General features: G+C 57.6%; 17 protein-coding genes. 9 read left to right on the forward strand and 8 right to left on the reverse strand.

Annotated features, from left to right (window positions below):
- Positions 1 to 384: 384 nt before the first annotated feature.
- Positions 385 to 1,182: an effector protein NopP gene (locus tag K289_RS52460; RefSeq protein WP_305728252.1), complete on the forward strand. Its 798-nt coding sequence runs from the start codon at positions 385 to 387 to the stop codon at positions 1,180 to 1,182.
- Positions 1,183 to 2,408: 1,226 nt separating this feature from the next.
- Here the strand turns inward: K289_RS52460 and K289_RS0128590 are convergent.
- The 8 genes from K289_RS0128590 to K289_RS0128640 all read right to left on the reverse strand — a co-directional run bounded on the left by K289_RS0128590 (position 2,409) and on the right by K289_RS0128640 (position 11,576).
- Positions 2,409 to 2,918 (reverse strand): hypothetical protein, encoded by a 510-nt coding sequence (locus tag K289_RS0128590; RefSeq protein ID WP_245284023.1) that lies wholly within the window; start codon positions 2,916 to 2,918, stop codon positions 2,409 to 2,411.
- 62 nt (positions 2,919 to 2,980) lie between these two features.
- Entirely contained in the window at positions 2,981 to 5,143 is a 2,163-nt protein-coding gene (sctV, locus tag K289_RS45435; RefSeq protein ID WP_051310895.1) for a type III secretion system export apparatus subunit SctV, read from the reverse strand.
- A 7-nt stretch (positions 5,144 to 5,150) separates the two neighbouring features.
- Positions 5,151 to 5,579 carry a tetratricopeptide repeat protein gene (locus K289_RS49075; RefSeq protein ID WP_084788745.1) on the reverse strand — a complete coding sequence of 143 codons (429 nt, stop codon included), beginning with the start codon at positions 5,577 to 5,579 and terminating at the stop codon, positions 5,151 to 5,153.
- Positions 5,580 to 5,581: 2 nt separating this feature from the next.
- Positions 5,582 to 6,118 carry a hypothetical protein gene (locus tag K289_RS0128605; RefSeq protein ID WP_027554639.1) on the reverse strand — a complete coding sequence of 179 codons (537 nt, stop codon included), beginning with the start codon at positions 6,116 to 6,118 and terminating at the stop codon, positions 5,582 to 5,584.
- 32 nt (positions 6,119 to 6,150) lie between these two features.
- Positions 6,151 to 7,044 (reverse strand): hypothetical protein, encoded by an 894-nt coding sequence (locus tag K289_RS0128610; protein WP_027554640.1) that lies wholly within the window; start codon positions 7,042 to 7,044, stop codon positions 6,151 to 6,153.
- Positions 7,045 to 7,463: 419 nt separating this feature from the next.
- Positions 7,464 to 7,748 (reverse strand): hypothetical protein, encoded by a 285-nt coding sequence (locus K289_RS50745; RefSeq protein WP_156918233.1) that lies wholly within the window; start codon positions 7,746 to 7,748, stop codon positions 7,464 to 7,466.
- A 738-nt stretch (positions 7,749 to 8,486) separates the two neighbouring features.
- A complete protein-coding gene (locus tag K289_RS0128635; RefSeq protein WP_027554641.1) occupies positions 8,487 to 10,265 on the reverse strand; it encodes an HrpF/NolX family T3SS translocon protein in 1,779 nt (592 codons plus the stop codon).
- Positions 10,266 to 10,892: 627 nt separating this feature from the next.
- Complete coding sequence (locus K289_RS0128640) at positions 10,893 to 11,576, reverse strand: secretin N-terminal domain-containing protein (RefSeq protein ID WP_156918234.1); 684 nt, start codon at positions 11,574 to 11,576, stop codon at positions 10,893 to 10,895.
- 209 nt (positions 11,577 to 11,785) lie between these two features.
- Between K289_RS0128640 and K289_RS50750 the strand changes: the two genes are divergently transcribed.
- The 8 genes from K289_RS50750 to sctR all read left to right on the forward strand — a co-directional run bounded on the left by K289_RS50750 (position 11,786) and on the right by sctR (position 18,015).
- On the forward strand, positions 11,786 to 12,259 hold the full coding sequence (locus tag K289_RS50750; protein WP_156918235.1) for a nodulation protein NolB: 474 nt from the start codon (positions 11,786 to 11,788) through the stop codon (positions 12,257 to 12,259).
- Between the two features lie 10 nt (positions 12,260 to 12,269).
- Positions 12,270 to 13,139: a type III secretion system inner membrane ring lipoprotein SctJ gene (sctJ, locus tag K289_RS0128650; protein WP_035686113.1), complete on the forward strand. Its 870-nt coding sequence runs from the start codon at positions 12,270 to 12,272 to the stop codon at positions 13,137 to 13,139.
- A complete protein-coding gene (locus K289_RS0128655; protein ID WP_027554645.1) occupies positions 13,139 to 13,771 on the forward strand; it encodes a hypothetical protein in 633 nt (210 codons plus the stop codon). The genes sctJ and K289_RS0128655 overlap by 1 nt, the downstream gene beginning before the upstream one ends.
- Entirely contained in the window at positions 13,768 to 14,391 is a 624-nt protein-coding gene (gene sctL, locus K289_RS0128660) for a type III secretion system stator protein SctL (RefSeq protein WP_027554646.1), read from the forward strand. The genes K289_RS0128655 and sctL overlap by 4 nt, the downstream gene beginning before the upstream one ends.
- Complete coding sequence (gene sctN / locus K289_RS0128665) at positions 14,388 to 15,743, forward strand: type III secretion system ATPase SctN (RefSeq protein ID WP_027554647.1); 1,356 nt, start codon at positions 14,388 to 14,390, stop codon at positions 15,741 to 15,743. The genes sctL and sctN overlap by 4 nt, the downstream gene beginning before the upstream one ends.
- Positions 15,744 to 15,817: 74 nt before the next feature.
- Positions 15,818 to 16,255: a hypothetical protein gene (locus K289_RS0128670; protein WP_371260862.1), complete on the forward strand. Its 438-nt coding sequence runs from the start codon at positions 15,818 to 15,820 to the stop codon at positions 16,253 to 16,255.
- 28 nt (positions 16,256 to 16,283) lie between these two features.
- Complete coding sequence (gene sctQ / locus K289_RS0128675; protein WP_035686118.1) at positions 16,284 to 17,357, forward strand: type III secretion system cytoplasmic ring protein SctQ; 1,074 nt, start codon at positions 16,284 to 16,286, stop codon at positions 17,355 to 17,357.
- Positions 17,350 to 18,015, forward strand: a complete 666-nt coding sequence (gene sctR, locus K289_RS0128680; protein WP_027554650.1) for a type III secretion system export apparatus subunit SctR — start codon at positions 17,350 to 17,352, stop codon at positions 18,013 to 18,015. Before sctQ ends, sctR begins: the two co-directional genes overlap by 8 nt.
- Position 18,016: the final 1 nt, after the last annotated feature.

Consider the following 18,016-nt stretch of genomic DNA (forward strand, 5'->3'; position numbering starts at 1 on the left):
TTGGCTTCATGGTCCATCACCTTCCCAGGTGACGGACTCTATCCCATTTTGGACGAGTTTGCGGGGCTCGGACCAGTGGCGCCATAAGGAGCGGCGTACGGCAAGCCGCACTCGGAGCGCTTCCGTAGGCCGGCTTTAAGTGGCTCCGGGCGGAGTTATTGATGGGCCTTGAAGTCCACCTAGGTCACGAGCCGCGACGCGCTCGATTCTGGCGGAGTTGACCGACGCGCTCCGGAGAGGTCCCACTTCATCGCACCGATCTTCGTCTTCCATTTATATGCGGGAGTCAGCTTGCGGACAGCTAAGCTGTCTATCAAGCGAGGGTAAGGTCTAACGGCCTTACAACGCAATGCAAGACTTATGATCTATAGGAGGGTGCTAGTCGTGTACGGTCGAATCAACGGTTGGACTGATGTTCCATCGGATGACGAGTATCATCATGCTAACCAAAGGGATGCCGCCAGCGAAGACTTCGCGGACGCGTTCGCTAGAATGCGATTGAACGATTCCGCTGGCAGCTCATCCTCGCAGCCGAGTTATTACCTCACTTCAAGGCCTCCTGTGGTCGAGATCGACCGAGAAACATTCAGGAGAGAGGTGAGGACCTTTCATGGCGACGCAATCAATCACATCGCCAACAATCCACAGGAATACTCGGACTTTGTATCCGAAAGAGCTAGGCGCACGGCGCACGTCGCTAGGGATTATGGCATCCGAAGAGATTCGGCCGACGCCAGATATTACAGCTACCAACTCGGAGACACGAGCGTCGGTCTGCAAAGAACGGAAGCCGGATTTCCTATGACTGACTTCAGAAGCCAACAGTGGCAAGAACAGTTCCCCGGACGAACTGACGTCACCTCAATCGTGGATTTCCAGGTTGCTCATCCGCTCGTCGCGAATGCCGGCGATGTTCTGCTCGAGCATCAACTTCGGCAAGACGGCGAACGGCCTCTGGTAAACTGGCGTCCTGCTAATGACGAAGCGAGAACCCGTGCAGAACAAATGGGCTTCGTCCATGTGGACGAAGACGATATGGTACTTGACCCGACCCGGTCCGGACCGTGGAGATACAGCGATGGTGAATGGCAGCGTGAAACCAATTCTCGGATGTATCTCTCCAAAGTTGCCAGCGATCCTGAATCTTCATCAGATACCGACTCCGATGGAGACTTTATGTGACGTGAGATCTGCAGCAATCCATGAAGGAGGTGGAGCAAGGAGCGCAGACAAACCGATACCTGCGGCTTCCGATCGAGCCTGGGACTGAACGAAGCCGACACCAATTCGGCTGCATCCGCGAGGTGCACTGTACTGGTCGCACCGCGACGGTTGCGAGAGTTGCGTGCCTATGAATAGCGCAACAGAAAACCCCGGCTTCCAGCCGGGGTTTTCGATTGCACCCCGGACGGGGTCGACCGCCTTGATGCCGGCGGCGATCGCCTTCGCCGTCATGTCGTCCTCTAAGGGGCTGATTGGCCATGGCGGGTGCGAGGGTCATTGTGTCCGGTTCCGGCCAGTTGACGTGCGCGCTACACCATCAGTACGGCTCGGGGTCGTTTCCCGGATTGATCCGCTGTCTGAGGAGGGCTTCTTCGGTCGTTTTCCTCGTAGACGATTAACCTGGAGAGGTGTCTAGCGACCTCGTGCGAGGGAGCAACGGGACCATCCACCCGGTTGTTCGCCGGCGGCGGACGCGTGGCAGAGATCGAAAAAGGAGTAGATGCCAACCGGCCCATCGCACTTTGCAATTAGGATAAGATTGATCATGCGGTTGTGACTTTCGATCCGTTTATATCGGTGACCCTTCAAGACGGGCCATGAGCCGGGCCTGATGGTCTCGCCTTTGAGTACCGTTGAGCAGGCGCAGCTCGAAATCGACGGAGTGCAACGTTCTCGATTGCAGTCATAAAACAACCTCGATCTAAGCTCATCGCCAATGCCTGGCCGTTGCGGCATATAACGCAATTTGTTGGCCCCACGTGCGCATCATCGGATGGTGCTCGGACATTCCAAGCCGACCGGGTGGGCTATCACCCAATTGGCTACAAAGACCATCAGCAATATGCTAAGTTCGGTTACCCGGGTTGGCTCGAGAACGCGCCGCTTGGCTGATAGACCAAGCTGTTCTTCCTGCCAAAATAGTCGCTCGCCTGAGTCCGATCAAACAGATCATCCTCAAGGTCAAACGTCTGCTTCGAAAGGCCCCTGTCCGACTCGTAGATACCGTCTGGGCCGCAGTGAAGGTTTGGAAGCGTTCAGCTAAGAAACGTATGAACTACCTCCAATATTCGGCGAACCCAATTCCATCACGCTTTAGGCAGCATCTGACCTAAGCAGATGACGGTGAGCGGCGCTGAACCTGACGGCGCGGTGAGTGTGCCCGAGCCTGCTAAAAGGCGCTATGGCTATTGTACCGACTCGTTGGGCGAGTCCGACAGCGGTTGTAGACTGGCGCTTCCGGCTTTGTCCTTCTCATCAAGGGCAAGCGAGAGCTTGAGGTTGTTGGTCAGCATCGGATTGCCAGGGGCCATTGCGAGAGCTTGCCGATATAGCGCTTGTGCTTCGTGGTGGCGGCCCTCGTGGTCGAGGACAACCCCCTTCGCATTCAATATACGCAAGTCGCTAGGGGCCGCGAGTAAGACGTTGTCAAGGACCTCAAGCGCCCGATCCGGGCACTTGCGCGCGAGCAGGGCACGCGCTAGGGGAATGGCAGCATTGACATTGTCGGGCTGCTTGTTCAACGCATCAGGCAAAGCCTCCTCGTCAACGTCCCCACGTAGTGCGTATGCAAAGCGTTCGCGCGTAGCAGCATCGATCTCCTTGGTGTTCAGTAGCTCTGGCGGTGTGATCTGCTGTGCTGAAAGTGCTGGCTTATCCCGGCTCGTGCAACCGCCAAGCAGCAGAATAGCGAGCACGGCTAAGCACAAGTGCGGACTACGGGAGCACAACCTCCGACAGGCATTCATCTGATATGGCTTCATATGATGGCCTTACGACCGACTGCTGTGCTCTTTACTTGATCGGTCGTCGCGCCAAGACGCTCTCCTGAGGGGACCTTATCCTTGGCGGCACCGAGCTTGACGGATCCAATCGGCTGGACCGTGAAATCCGAGGCGAGATCCTGATAAGACAGAACCGGCACATCGATCCCGTTACGCGTGAGAAATCCCCGGAGGAACCGTCGGATATCCATTGGCCCGAGAATGACGGGCGGGCTTTGACTGCGTGCGATCGTTGATTGGATCAGACGGAATTGTGAAAGCAGCATCTCGCTCTCGTGGTCCTCCAAAACGAGGTAGGGACCGACAGCGGTGTCGCGCACCGCAGCGCGAACGATATCCTCGGTCTCACGCTCGACAATAAAGGCAGCCACAACCCCGTGGGCATTGGCATAGCGATGACAGATCTGACGTCTAAGGCCGGAGCGAACATATTCGGTGAGCAGGACGACATTTTGCTCACGTTCGCTCCATTCTGCCAGCGCCTCGAGGACTAGGCGAGTGTTGCGAATAGGGATGCCCTCGTCCAGTAATCGACGCAGAACATCGGCTATCCGGGGAACCGGTGTCGTGCGCAGCACCTCCTTAACCAGATCAGCATATTCCTGCTCCATCCGCCCGAGCAGTTGTCGCGTCTCTTGAATACCCACCAGCCGCTGTGCATAGCGAACCAATGCTGACTTTACCCGCAAGGCGATGACTTCACTTGGACGGCGATGCCCTATTCCGGCGGCTTTGAGAGCTGGCGCATGAGTTTGTTCGATCCAGATCCGATTCATATCTTGGTCTTGCCGAAAGGGGATCCCGCTCAGTTCAATGTTAGCCACGTCGTCGTCGAGCACGAGTTGCGTCGGGTCAACGAAATCCCCGCCAACAGGAACTCCCTCAACATCGACCCTGAATTGCGATTCGCTTAAGTGCTGGTCGACTTGAGCGGGAATACGTGGGATTGTGATGCCAAGATCAGATGAGACCAGCCCGGAAACCTGTCGGATGGAGTGCTCGAGTTCCTCTTTGTCGATTGCAAGTGTCAGATTTGGTGCGAGGAATAGCGTGATCGGAAGTGCCTCCGCAGGCGCCGTTTGCGTCTGAGTCTGTGAGGGAGCTGGAGCCGAACCGGTGATACCCGCACCTGTCTTTGCGCCCGTCTTGGCTGCGGTGTTTGCGCCCATCGCACCCGTCTTCACAAGACTCGCGCCGCCAAAGAGTGCGGCCAGCATCATGAACGGAGGCAAAGGGAAGCCAGGGACGAGCCCCATCACAACCAGGACGCAGGCGGCTAACCGTAGCGCTTGTGTACTGGCCGTAAGTTGGCCGACGATATCGGCACCAAGATTCAACTTGGAAGGACCGCTGACACGAGTGACAATGGTTGCGGCTGTAATCGACAGTAGCAAAGCCGGAATCTGCGAAATTAGCGCATCACCTATGGTCAGGATTGTATATTGATGGAGTGCCTCTTCAAGCGACATGCCCTTGGAGAGCAAGCCGATTGTGATGCCGCCCAGCATGTTGATGCAGATGACTACGAGCCCAGCAATGGCGTCGCCCTTCACGAATTTCATAGCGCCGTCCATGGCGCCATGAAGCTGGCTCTCTTGTTCCAGTGTGGCGCGGCGACGGCGAGCTTCGTGCTGATCGATGTGTCCGTTGCGCAGCTCCGCGTCGATCGCCATCTGCTTCCCAGGCAGTGCGTCAAGCGTGAAGCGCGCCGATACCTCTGCGACCCGTTCGGCGCCCTTGGCGAGAACCATGAATTGCACCATGGTCACGATCAGGAATATGACAATTCCGACGGCGATATTGCCTGATATGACGAAATCGCCGAACGTATGAATGATGCTGCCAGCATCACCCTCAGCGAGAATCAACCGTGTCGTTGCGACCGTAAGAGCCAGACGAAAAACGGTGGAGATGAGGATGACGCCCGGCAAGGACGAAAAGTCAACTGGTGTGTTGAGATGGAGGGCGACCATCAGCAGCAGTACGGCAAAACCGAGGTTGAAGCCGACCAGCATGTCGATCACTATGATCGGGATCGGCATGATCATCATTCCAACCGCCAGAAGGAGCATCAACGCGACCATTAAGTCCGGGTTAGCCGGCGCGCGTACGATGAGACTACGCAGGAGGTTGGGCATGAAGGGTCTATTGTTCTTCGATTGGAGCGGTGCTGCCCCGTAGTGAAGCATAGCTTTTGAACGTAGCCCGGGCTTCAGCCATGCGGCCGGCCCGACGCAAGGCGTGACTGCGCAAGAGCATCAAAGGCAGACGAGAAGACGGCTGGTGATCAAGTTTCTCCAGCCGATCCAACGTTGCCAATGCATCGTCACCGCGGCCCTCCAAGATGAGAGCGTAAGCCAGGATGCGAAGCAGGTCGACGTTTTGAGAATGCTCGTGAGCTGCGATTCGCAACAAAGCGATACACTGTGCGCTCTGCCCGCAGGCAAGATGGACATACGAAAGCGCGCAAAGTAAATCGCGTTCGTTCGTCGAGATCACCAAGGCATCACCGGCTTTTGAAACGTGTGGCGCCGGGGTATGCGTGAGATGTTTGCGCTCCTCTCGCTCGGCCATTGCTAGCCTTTGATCAAGCCGTTCTTATTCTGCCGAAGCAGGATTAGCTGGCGCAGCTCTCGCTGCAAGATGGCGATGCCTTCACGTGATGCCGGTGCTTCTGGCATGGTAGATAGTGCATCGGCCAAACGCTCCAGAAGTAAGCCGTGTTTTTCTGGGCGTAGAATACCCGAATCGCGTAAGCGCGGCGTAACGAAGGAGAGCAGGTTCTCCGCCAGAGTCGGGCCGTTGAGCCAAGCAAGTTCTGAGCCCGCCCTGACCTCACCGAACTGAGCTTGAGCCTCGTTGACGTTGATGCGCGAGACACCATCAATCGAATTGAGCGCCAGTTCGGTCTCGACCGTGGCGCCCACAGGCCGATCTTGCGGGGCGCTATCCCGAAAAATCGTGTAGCTCTGGCCGCCATTTGCATGCTTTCCCTCGATTTCGGGGCCATTCGCTTGAGGAATCGTAGGCGAAGCGGCAGGTAGATGATCGTCGACCGTAAGTCCCTGAAACGAGGCGCCGGGCGCTACGGAATGCTGTGGCAACCTAGTCATCGCACTTTCCTTCTGAGCTGCGGGCCGAAACTCTAATAGGGGAGAGCAACAAGCCGGCCGTTCCGGGTCAGGAGCACACGTCCCTCCTCAATTCCGTTCACGGTCCATCCATTATTCAGCAGCGCACCGACGAAATATTTTTGGCCAGCAATGACCACATAAGGGGCACTTCCGCGCCAGACAGCCTCGACAGCTATTGAGGATGGCGTCTTCTCCACCTTGGTGGCTACTGTGTTGATGAGCACGTAAGCGCCACTAACATGATCATCGAACCGTTGCTGGAGTTCTTGCCATTTAGGCAGCAAGGCTGGCGCAACCGTGCCGTCAGCTGCGACAACACCCGGCTCAGATCTGACTTTGATATCGAAAAGGCCCGCGCGATCGACCTCCTGTTGCAGCCGTTCGGCAGCTGCATCGATGGTCAGAGCATCAGGAGCATTGGGCGCCGGCTTCTTTACGACTTCCTGGGCACGCGGCAAGTCGGCGTTGAAGGCAACAGCGTCGTCCGTCTGGGAGAAACCCGTTGAGACTGCGCCGACCGCGATAGAACTGATCAGGACTGAGGCGAGTGCGGCGATTGATACGAGCCAACGGCCCATAGACCCGGCTTGTTTAGAATCCTCAATGGACCAGCGAATGGACATCTTGCCCAAATGGATGACGGTAGGAAGAGAGACAACAACGCGCTCGTTCGGAGAAATATTCTCGCGTCCCTCGATCCTAACTTCCCTCGCAAAAGCCTCGATTTCGATCGAATTGGAATGTGGGGTGACACGAATGTGATGGGGTTCGAGCCCTTGTTCGATGAACACGAGGTCAGCATCCAGGCCGCTACCAATCAAACTCGATCCCACACCAGTTTTGCCGGTAAGCCCGGCGTAAAGCCCCGACAGCACCTCGAATTGCGGGGAATGTGATTCATTCATGGTCGACCTCCTGAACAGCGAATGGAGCCGTACGCCAAAGCGTACGGCTCCCTATGACTTGGCAGATTACGCAGCTCGGAAAGGTGAGAATAGGATGTGGTCCCACCTCGTCGATTACTGCACCCGCTCGTCGGCCGCTTTCTTGATTGTCGTGAGGTTTGTTGAGACCACGCGAAGTTCAACATCCCTCTCACTAGCCTGCGTGCTAGTGGCGGTCAGAGCGGCGAGTTGCTTTTGGAATGCGGCCTCTGTGGCAACATCAGAAGCTGCGGAACCAGCTGCAGCAGCAGAAGTGCCAGCTGTCTCAGCTGCAATCGAGGTGGTAGATGCACCGACGCGGGAAGGCATATCGTTTCTCCTGTTTGCTAGAATGTTCGCCGCTACGAGCGACTCCTATAACCTGGCCGCAACATGCGACATCAGGTATCTTCATCTGTCTCGGCCATGGCATCTTGGAAAGCTGCCATTTCGCTATTTCCAATTTGGAAAGCAACAGCTCCGAGAGCGACGTTGAACGCTTGGCGCAAAGCGGCGTCATGCGAGTTGCTGTCTGGACCGGACGCGCCATTTGCTGCGCTGCTTGCACTAGGTGATCTGGCATGCTCGTCATGCGCGCCGGCTGCGTGCGAACGTTCCTTCTGGCCATGAGCCGCATGCAGGTCAGTGTCAAATCGCGCTGCCTCGCTTGAGCTCGGAATGCGCATCGGGTTCTCCTATGCAATTTGGATCTTCCGGAGGGAGGCGATCTCCGCTGTCCCTATTCTGAGCGGGTTAGCTTTCGGCAAGCTGACGAGCCCCGAGAAATTGCGATTAGCCGAGATGCAATTGTCGCGGTCGGCTCCGTCGCATTAGCGTCCGGCCCAACGTGGCCGGTGTCGCTGCCACCTCTTCAGCAATTTGCTCTTCTGGCAGGAACCGGCGATTTGCTTCGATCCCATCAAAGATGAGCCTTAGGTTGCTCAGACGATTGGACCGCGACGAGCGATCCTTCAAGTTTGTCACGCCGTTACCGCTATGGGTCACTTTGCCGCTCCGCGCCAGACGTCTACTGCTCATGCAGGGCCTTCGACCTCTGACGCCCTGCATTGGTGTGTTCTCGATCTTACCGGTCTGGGCGCCTCGGCTTCCTCGCCGAATGCATTCGAGTTCTACAGGCGGTGCTTCTAAAGCGCCGATAAGTTCAGTGTCTGCCGATGGCGTCGGCATCTATCGAATGTTGGCGACGATGAACTGCGTTTGAGCATGACCGAGAAATGGGCGATCTATGCAGCTGAACAAGAAGCGCGCCGCGAACCGACGAAACAAGGGCCTCCGGTGCGGGCGCAAAACACTCGAGTATACCGCCAAGCTTGCAGGACACGCGGTGGGCGAGGACCACCAACCGGAGCTCCGCAAGCTAGCTAGCTTGTCAGGCCTCACCTGAGACGAATACGTTGCTCTGACTAGCTGTAAGCGCCTACAGCTTGCCCGTGCTCGGACGCAACGCTTGCATTCAGATTCTGCAAGTAGATCTCCGCGTAGGACTGGGCCACCGAGACCGGCAAGTTGACGCCGGCCGTCGCGGCTTCTTGAATTGCGTGCTTCGCCAAGCCTTCGCGCATGGCTAGTTTGACCTCCGGTCCGGAGATACAGCCCACCGCCTGCGCGGCAATACTGAGGCCAGCTTCCTCTAGTGCTTGCTTCATATTTCCGCCTGCGATCGCGGTCTGCAGAAGATGTGCCACTTGCGCCTCGCTCTCGAGCGCCATTGACGCGAGATCGGCCAATTCGCCCAAGCCTGGAATGAAACCAAGTACACCAACACCCGTTGCAGCCCAGTCGAGTACGTTCGAGCCGACCTTGAGCACGTCGTCAAGTCCGTGCATGAAGACGCCTCCGTTCTTCTTGGGTGACTTGATGTCGGGCTGATCTGCCGCGCCCATGACCATGTCCGCGACAACCGACTGCTCGGCAGTCGTTTGGGCGGCATGCGTCTTCCGTTGGTGAGCGGTGCGGTTTGCAGCCGACATATTGTTGAAGAAATGCGTGAAGTCGCTATTGCTGATGTTGCCGGAATCGACAGTATGGCCCCCGCCAAAGTCGAAGAACTTGTGGTGGGACTTGTAGCCTGTAATCGAATTGTTGATCAAACCGAACAAGAGAGGATCTGAGAGCAGCTGTGAAGCGACCCTTCGCACGTCCGGGGCGAGACGCTTGTCATCGGCCATGCTCGCCAGCTTGTCCCGGGTCAGATCACCCGTTCCAAAGAAAGCGCCTTGATTCCTGTTCATCGTGTCTAGCGTATCCAGCTCGGCTTGCGTGAGAGTCATCGCCGATGAAGCAACCTGCAAGAAGTCCTCTTTGTGGACCTTATCTACCGAGCCGCCACACAACTGCTTCCATTCATCGGGATGGCTGACGAAGTATTGAGCGGCCGCGAGAACCTGAGGGGGGCATTTGCCGGTCTTGCCATCGCCATCGACGATATGCTTGAAATCGGCGAGGCTAAGATTTTTGGGCAGGTTATCGGAATACCGATATAGCTCACGCAATGCATCGGCCTCGGTCATGACCGATGGCTGGCCATTTCCGGCGCCGTCCGAGGGAATGTAGTTGTCCTGGTAGCTCTGCGCCCGCTGCTCCTGGAACGCCGCAACTTGTGAGTGATGACCGGAGAAGGCGGAGAGGTCACCCGCCTTGATCTTTCCGCCGCAGTGGCCGTCGCCTTGCGACCCTATGGCATAGAAGAGCTGCGGGTCCTGCTGCAGTCCCTCGACCGCCGCCTTCAGATCCGACGGCGTACTGGGATCATTGGCCAAATCTCCAAGGGAGTTCCAATCGAGCGGGCATTTGTCTTTATGCCGGTTCAGCACCGACACAATCTGCAACTCGGTATCAGTCAGGGTACCGCCGCTCCATGTAAGCGTTGAGCTGGGCACTGGCGCGGCTGCAATCGCAGGCGGGCTCGCGGCAAAGGATGGCTGAGGGGCCTGCGCAGATGCCTCCAGTCCAGCCCTGAGGTCTGGTGGTAGGATATTCCACGCCTCCTGCGTGAGACCCTCCGTTAGTTGTTTGATCGAGTCTGCCGCCCCAAAGTCGGGTGGTGGGGAATGATCGGCGGTCGTGTCTTTCAAGGAGTAACCCGCCAGCATCGCCTCGAAGCTCGAAACCTCCTGCGCCGCGGGAGCAAGCCCGGAGAAAGCCGTGGTGGAGTTGGCTAGGGATAAGTTGGTGACTGACATCAATACGTCCTCTGGTAGGGGTTGCACCCCAGGTCGTCATGTGGTGCGAGCCCGAGCTCGCGATGAAAAGAATAGTATTGACGGGCAGAGTCCAAGAGCTCAGATCACTTGCTTCCAGTTACTCAGGGCGTCCCAGCCCTCAGTCCCGCTGCAATCTATCGGCACATTGTCCATTGGCCATGGTAGGACCCGTTAGCTTTCGAGAAGCTGACGGCGCTCAGAAGAATTCGTAATGAGACATAAAGTCATCTTTCTCCAAAGCTGCGGAGTGTTGGGGGACCCGAGCGCGTTGCAACGCCTGCGCGTTGCAGCAAGACTATTGCTGTATGTGCTCAATCAGCGCCATGCGGTATCGTTAGATGAGAGGCAGCTTTGCAGCCTCACAAATTGCCACCGTCGGCGGTGTGGAGTGGACGAAGGATCGCTCTTAAGACATCGATGCTGAAATCGGCTCAGCATTGTTGCCTGTCATGTATGCTCAGCGACTCGGCGCGGTTACGGTTGAGCCATCTGTGGCCCGTTGCGCGCTCGCCGGGATCATCTCTACCTGATGAGGCAGCATTTGCTTTCGAAAAGCAACAAGGATACGGCGAGCGCATTAAGCTCTCGACAGTCCTTGGTCTCAACTCATCGCTCGCTAGCACGAGGCGCGTGACCCACGCCGTCTTGACGCGCCCCCTCGGGCGGGAGAAGGGTCTCCGGTCGTCCTTCGCGAACGACCATACTCGAGGACCCTCGAAACAACATCAGAGCCGACTCGCGCGGCTTTTCGACCGTCGCAGGATGTTGCCGCGCCTGCGCCTCCGCGATCAGGCCTTTCAGCGTTTGCTCCACAAGCGCGACAAACCGAGGCGGACCGGAAGCGAAGACGACGCCATCTCCTGGTGCAGCGTTCACGACATAACGCTCATCGGAGATGTTAAGTGAATCTAGTGCCGACCTAAATGCATCGAAGGTGATTGGAGTTAAGACGAGTACACGGCTCTGCGCCTCGTGCGCATCGGATACGTAAAGCACCAGCCCATCGTAGTACCACTGCAGATTGTAGAGATTGGTCAAATGTTCGAGGAACTCGCGCGGTGCAAGATCCGGCATTCGCCCGCGAATACGTCCCTTCACCTCGAGGCTGACATTGACTCGGATATTTAGGTTGTTGCCGAATTCCCGCAGTGCGGCCGCGAGGTCCTGATCAAGAACCGTATAGCTATAAGGACTCGTTGGTAGCGCCAGCTCGGCGCCGGACGCCCTGGCGACACCCACGAGAAGGAAAGCTCCAACATATAGGATGTTCTTCAAGATGTGCAGCCTCATGGCTCGATGAGGATTCCTGGCTGTTTGCGCGTGAGAACACGCACCGAAATTCGTCCAAAATTGGGAGCCGAGAATTCGTCGCAATCTGGAACCGGCGCGCGAGTTTTTGGATCGTGACTCTCGTCAGCTTTTTGTCAGCTGACCCCTCTAGGGTCCGCGTTCACGGCAACGAACAGGTAATCTCATCACGTGCGAGCATGATCTCTTCCATGATGTTCGGCGTTACGCCGATCTCTACCAACGCCGCCGAATGTCTCTCCAACGCCTGTTCGTCAGCGCAGGTCAAGTTTCAGGAGAGTCTGGCCTCGGTGACCCAAAGCGCGGCTCCGACAGTATCGGAAGTTGAGCGTGCCGTTGCGCACACAGGCCCGCTTGGCGATCGCGTTCTTCAGAACCTTTCCGCAGTGCACAAAGGCAAGCCATTTGCTGCCGGTGCAGTTCCTTCGCAGGTCGGTCGCGAGCCGGGTTCTCCGAACCTTCTGCCTGGGCCGGCCGCGCAGCCCATCTTGCGCTTGCCCGAAGTCGAGGTGCATCCGATCGGCGGGCCGGACGGTCTGGATCATTTCGAAACGGCGCTGGCGAATCTGCAAAATGTTTATGAGGGCGTCATTCTGGTTTCGCTCATCTCCAAGAGCGCCAGCGCCGTCGGCTCTTCTATGAACAAACTGATGTCAGCGGGCTGAGCGGCGGGTGATGATCGTATTGGCGCAAAGAAAGATCGGTCGCGGCGTCCCGACGAGAAGGCGGCTTTACGGCTTGGTCGTATTGCCGCTTCTGCTCTCGTTAGCCGGTTGCAAGACCGATCTTTACACCAAGGTCCAGGAGCGTGAAGCCAACGAGATGCTCGCTGTTCTGCTCAGTAAGGGTGTCGATGCCGTCCGGGTTGTCGACAAAGTTGGTACCAGCACGATACAGGTCGAAGCAAAGCAACTGGCCTTTTCCATCGACCTGCTGAATGACCAGGGCCTGCCCCGTCAATCTTTCAAGAGCCTTGGCGAGGTGTTCAAGGGATCGGGCCTGGTTGCATCCCCGGTTGAGGAGCGCGCCCGCTACGTTTATGCCCTAAGCGAAGAATTGTCGCGAACGATCAGCGATATCGATGGAGTTATCTCCGCACGTGTTCATGTTGTTCTGCCGAAGAATGACCTTTTGCGACAAGATGCGACCCCGTCCTCGGCCTCGGTCTTCATCCGACATGATTCCAATACGAAGCTCTCAGCCTTGCTACCTCAGATCAAGATGCTCGTCGCCAACAGCATCGAAGGGCTGTCATACGACAAGGTGGCGGTTGTTTTCGTGCCGGTTGAGCGGGCTCAGCGTGAGCTGCCGTCTACGCCGGCAGCTGCTTCGATTCAACCAACCAAGTTCATCTCAACTCCCGTTGTTGCGGTCGGCGTCGGAGGCGCGGGCGCCGCGTTCGGCATTCTGTCTTACGTGCTGCTGAGCACACGTGCGCGCCAGCTCGGTCAATCCTGGCGCAAAGTGGCAAATCTCGGCACAGCGACGAGTATGCCCGCGGACCAAGCCGCCGGCAAAAAGCCAAGCTCCATAGGCGGAGTGTAGTGTCGGTATCGATGATGTCCACGGAACCAAACCATTCACTCGACCCGCACTCCGATCTGCTGCGTGAGCTTATTGCTTTGAGTCATCCGAGCCGTATTGCCGCCCATCTTGATGCGCAGTTGGCGCCTTCCACAGTGTTGCAGTTGCAGAAGGCGCCCAGGCTGCAGGAAAGACTAGCCGAATTGCTTCTCGGCCGTGAACTGGTCTCGAACAGAAATAGCTGGGGAGGGGATGTTCTGCTCGGGCATGATCCGCGTCGGGCGGCACTCCTCGCCGGCAGTATTTGGCATGCTCGTTCGGTGGTGAAGCTGGTGTCAAAGCGTGATCTCGCCGTTCTAATCGAAAATGTCGGTACGGAAGCACATGCATTCGCAATCAGACACTTATCCAGCGCCGTGGCAACCCAATCGATTGTCGATCCGGAGCAACTTTCGCGGCAGATCGAACATGACGGATATGCCTGTCTTGGCGCTCGGCTCGCAGAAGCGTCCGAGCTTGACCGTAGGCGCGTGCTTCTCCGCTTATCTGTAGGAACCGCTGCGGACGCGCCGGCAGCCGAGCATCACAAGGCCGCAGGTCAGCTGTTGTCTTTGGTGATCGCCCATTTGGCCAGGGAGACACGGACGGCATGACCCCCAATGAGCCGGGATTGCCGGAAAGCCCGCAGATACGTCCGTTGGGTCCACTCATACCAGCCGCGGATCAGGGGATCTGGTACGATGCGGTACAGACGCGCGCGCTAGCGGAGCGGTATATACGGCAGGTTCGGAGCTGGGCAGCGAAAGCTTATGAGCGGGAGCGAGCGCGCGGCCATCGCGAGGGCCTCAAGACAGGCTCGGACGAAATGGCGCGGCTGGTTGCCCGAGCCGCTTGCGAGGTGGCGTATCGAAAAGCCTCTCTGGAACAGGCGTTGCCCCAGCTCGTCCTTGAAATCCTGAACGACTTGATAGGCTCGTTCGATCCGGGCGAGATGCTACTGAAGGCCGTTCGTCACGCCATTGAGCAAAAATATGGCAGCGGCGAAGTGTGTCTTCGTGTGTCTCCTGTACAAACCGATGCACTGATCCGCGAGTTCGCAGCGTTCGATGGAAGGGATGGTCGGCCGAAAGTTAAAATTGACCCGGACCCGGCTCTCTCGACGGACCAGTGCGTCTTGTGGAGTGACTTTGGCAATGTCGATCTAGGACTTTCGGCCCAGCTCCGCGAATTGCGTCTCGGCCTTGGTAAGTCTTCTCAGGAGGGCGCACCGTGACAAGGCATCGAGAAAGCTATGACGATGCGGCCGGCGAAGGAGCTGTGCATGCGGCGTTATCATCCCTGAGGTGCACAGCAAAGCATATTAATACGCGTGCGATACGCGGACGGATCACGCGGGCGATTGGCACGTTGGTTCATGCCGTCTTGCCAGGGGCCCGTGTTGGAGAGCTTTGCCTGCTGCAGGATCACGGTAGCGGTCGGTCGCTCGAAGCCGAGGTTATCGGTCTGCTGCCGGATGGGGTATTACTCACGCCAATCGGCGATATGGCAGGGTTGTCTAGCCGCGCGGAGGTGGTCCCCACCGGGCGAATGCAGGAAGTTTCAGTCGGCCCCGATTTGCTCGGGCGCGTCATCGATAGCTTCGGCCGTCCACTCGACGGCAAGGGTCCAATCAAGACGGCCCACACTCGCCCCCTCCGCGGCAGAGCGCCTAATCCAATGACGCGGCGTGGTATCGAGCGGCCCTTTCCGCTAGGCGTCCGTGTGCTGGATGGACTTCTGACGTGCGGCGAAGGCCAGCGGATAGGGATCTATGGGGACGCCGGTTGCGGCAAGTCGACGCTGATGTCGCAAATTGTAAAAGGCGCGGCCGCCGACGTGACTATAGTTGCGCTTATAGGAGAGCGCGGCCGTGAGGTGCGCGAGTTCATCGAGCGCCATATTGGAGATGCCATTGATCGTACGATCACGGTCGTTGAGACGTCCGATCGCTCGGCGATGGAGCGCGTGCAATGTGCTCATATGGCGACGGCACTCGCCGAGTACTTTCGTGATCAGGGGCTGCGCGTCGTTCTTGTGATGGATTCGTTGACGCGCTTTAGTCGCGCGATGCGCGAAATCGGCCTTGCCGCAGGAGAACCTCCCACGCGGCGCGGCTTTCCTCCGTCCGTCTTCGCGATGCTGCCTGGTCTATTAGAGCGCGCCGGGATGGGCGAGACCGGCTCGATCACGGCCTTCTATACCGTGCTTGTCGAAGGTGATGGCACGGGTGATCCGATCGCCGAAGAATCGCGGGGTATTCTCGACGGCCACATCATTCTCTCACGCGCGCTCGCCTCGCGTGAGCATTTTCCCGCGATCGACGTGCTATCGAGCCGAAGTCGCGTAATGGATGCGGTCGTCTCTGTGCCACATCGCAAGGCGGCCTCCTTCTTCCGTGATCTGCTCTCGCGGTACAGTGAGGCCGAGTTCTTGGTCAAGGTCGGTGAATACAACCCGGGTTCCGATCCGCTGACTGACCGGGCAATCGCCTCAATCGAGGAATTGCGCAATTTCTTGCGCCAGGAGCAGGACGAGCCGTCCACTTTTGAGGAGACCGTCACGTGGATGTCGCGTCTGACCGCCTGAGTCCCATTCAAGCGTCGAAACTGCGCCTTGTGAGGGACATGAGGGAGCGCAGCGCGCTCCGTGAGTTGTCCAACATGGAAGCGAAGCGCCGCATCGCGATCGAAGCCATGGACCGCGTTTCAAGAAATCTTGCAAGCGTCCAGGAGCGCCGCGCAAGCATCGAAGCTGAACTTTATCGAGAGCTGGCTTCGACTGATACGATGTCTGTCACGGAACTCGATTGTCGTTGCCACCGCGTCATTGAGAGGCTCACAGCCAAGGTCACATTGGCGCGCCAGGCGCTTGAGCAGGCGCGCATCGCTCAAGAGCAGTCCACGGCGGCGCTTTTTGGGGCGCGGGCCATTTGGGCCAAGCGTACAGCGGCGAGTCAGAAATGGCGGCACATTGAGTGCGATGTTCAGCGCACGACTATTGCGCGTTCGGAATTCGTGGCTGAAATCGAAACAGAGGATGAGGTCTTGCTCCGCTATCAGAGTTGCTCGCGCAGCCAAGTGCTCGGCGAGTCCATCTAATGACTGCTCCTCTTATACTGGCGCCAGCATGACGCGGGCAAATATGCTGGGTGAGCCTGCTCCATTCGAACCAGCGCTAAGATTGTCCCGTGCGGTGGTCTCGTGGCTCAACGATATCGCGCCTCGGCGGATGGTTATGCATAGCCGCCTTGCCGAGAAGCAGCTATCGGTGCGGATGAACCGGGTGGTCTGGCAACCGCAGCCATCGGCCATGTCGATGCTTGACTGCGTATTTCGCGTCGGCGCCGAAACGGTTGTGTTGTCGTTGTCTCGGCCTCTGGTCGAGGCACTGATTTCGACCGTGCAGAATGATCTTGTTTTGCCTTCCGATCCAGCCCGTTCTCTCATTGTCGAACTTGCGCTCCACGCGTGGCTCACTCGTCTAGAGAACCTGCTAGCCCGGGATTTGCAACTTCTCCGTATTGACCAAGCAACGACCCATGGTCCTTATCTGGAGTTCGAGATCGTCTATGGACCGCTTACGGGCAAGGCGCGCCTGTTCCTATTCTCGTCTTTCAACGGTTCGGTTCCGGATGTCTTCTGTATGTTGGGCAAGTTGCTTGGCCAATTGCCGCAAGAGACGCGCAATCTTTCTCCGGAATTGCCTGTTATGCTTGCCGGAGAGATTGGCTCGTTGCGCGTTTCCGTCGCGCTAGTTCGCCAAGCACAAACTGGCGACGCGCTGTTGCCGGACGCCATGCCATTTGCACGCGGCCAGCTCATTCTCACTGCCGGAACGTTGTGGGCCCCGGCGCAGGCCGCCGGTGACAGAGTGATACTGCGGGGCCCGTTCCGCCAGCAATTCCACCCACTAAGGTGCGCACCTATGACGAACCGACCGCAAGCACAGCCAGCGATCCTCCCCTCGGAAGCCGATATCGACAGCATCGAGATCACGCTTGTCTTCGAATGCGGCCGTTGGCCTATCCCGCTGGGTACGTTGAGAAGCGTCAACGAAGGCCACGTGTTCGAACTTGGCCGCCGCATCGACGGCCCGGTCGATATTGTTGCGAATGGCAGGCTGATCGGCCACGGCGACATCGTCCGTGTCGCTGAGGGACTGGCCATCAGGCTACGCGGCGAGTTGGCAGTCAATGACTGACATTCAACCAAGCATCCTCGCGCTTATTTCGGTAACCGTCGGCTTAGGTCTACTGGCGTTCGCGGTTGTCACCACGACCGCGTTCATAAAGGTTTCCGTTGTTCTCTTCCTAGTGCGTAACGCGCTGGGGACACAGTCCATACCCCCGAACATCGTTCTGTATGGCGCTGCACTGATTCTTACCGTCTTCATTAGTGCTCCACTGTTAGAGGGGATCTATAACCGCGTTACCGATCCACAACTTCACTACCAAACTCTAGACGACTGGGTGACAGCAGCCAAGGAGGCGAGCGAGCCGCTGCGCGCCCATCTGAAAAAATTCACCAATGAGGAGCAGCGCACGTTTTTCCTGTCATCCGCTGAACGTGTCTGGTCGGAGGACATGCGCGCAAAAGCAACCGCTGATGACGTTGCGATCCTTGTACCGTCCTTTGTGATCTCTGAGCTTAAGCGTGGCTTCGAAATCGGCTTTCTGCTTTATCTTCCATTCATCACGATCGATCTGATTGTGACGACGATCTTGATGGCCATGGGCATGTCAATGGTGTCGCCAACACTGATATCTGTTCCTTTCAAGCTCTTTCTGTTCGTCACCATCGACGGCTGGTCGCGACTCATGCACGGGTTGGTCCTAAGCTACGCAACGCCAGGAGGTTAAC

The organism is Bradyrhizobium sp. Cp5.3, assembly GCF_000426265.1.
GTDB lineage: Bacteria > Pseudomonadota > Alphaproteobacteria > Rhizobiales > Xanthobacteraceae > Bradyrhizobium > Bradyrhizobium neotropicale.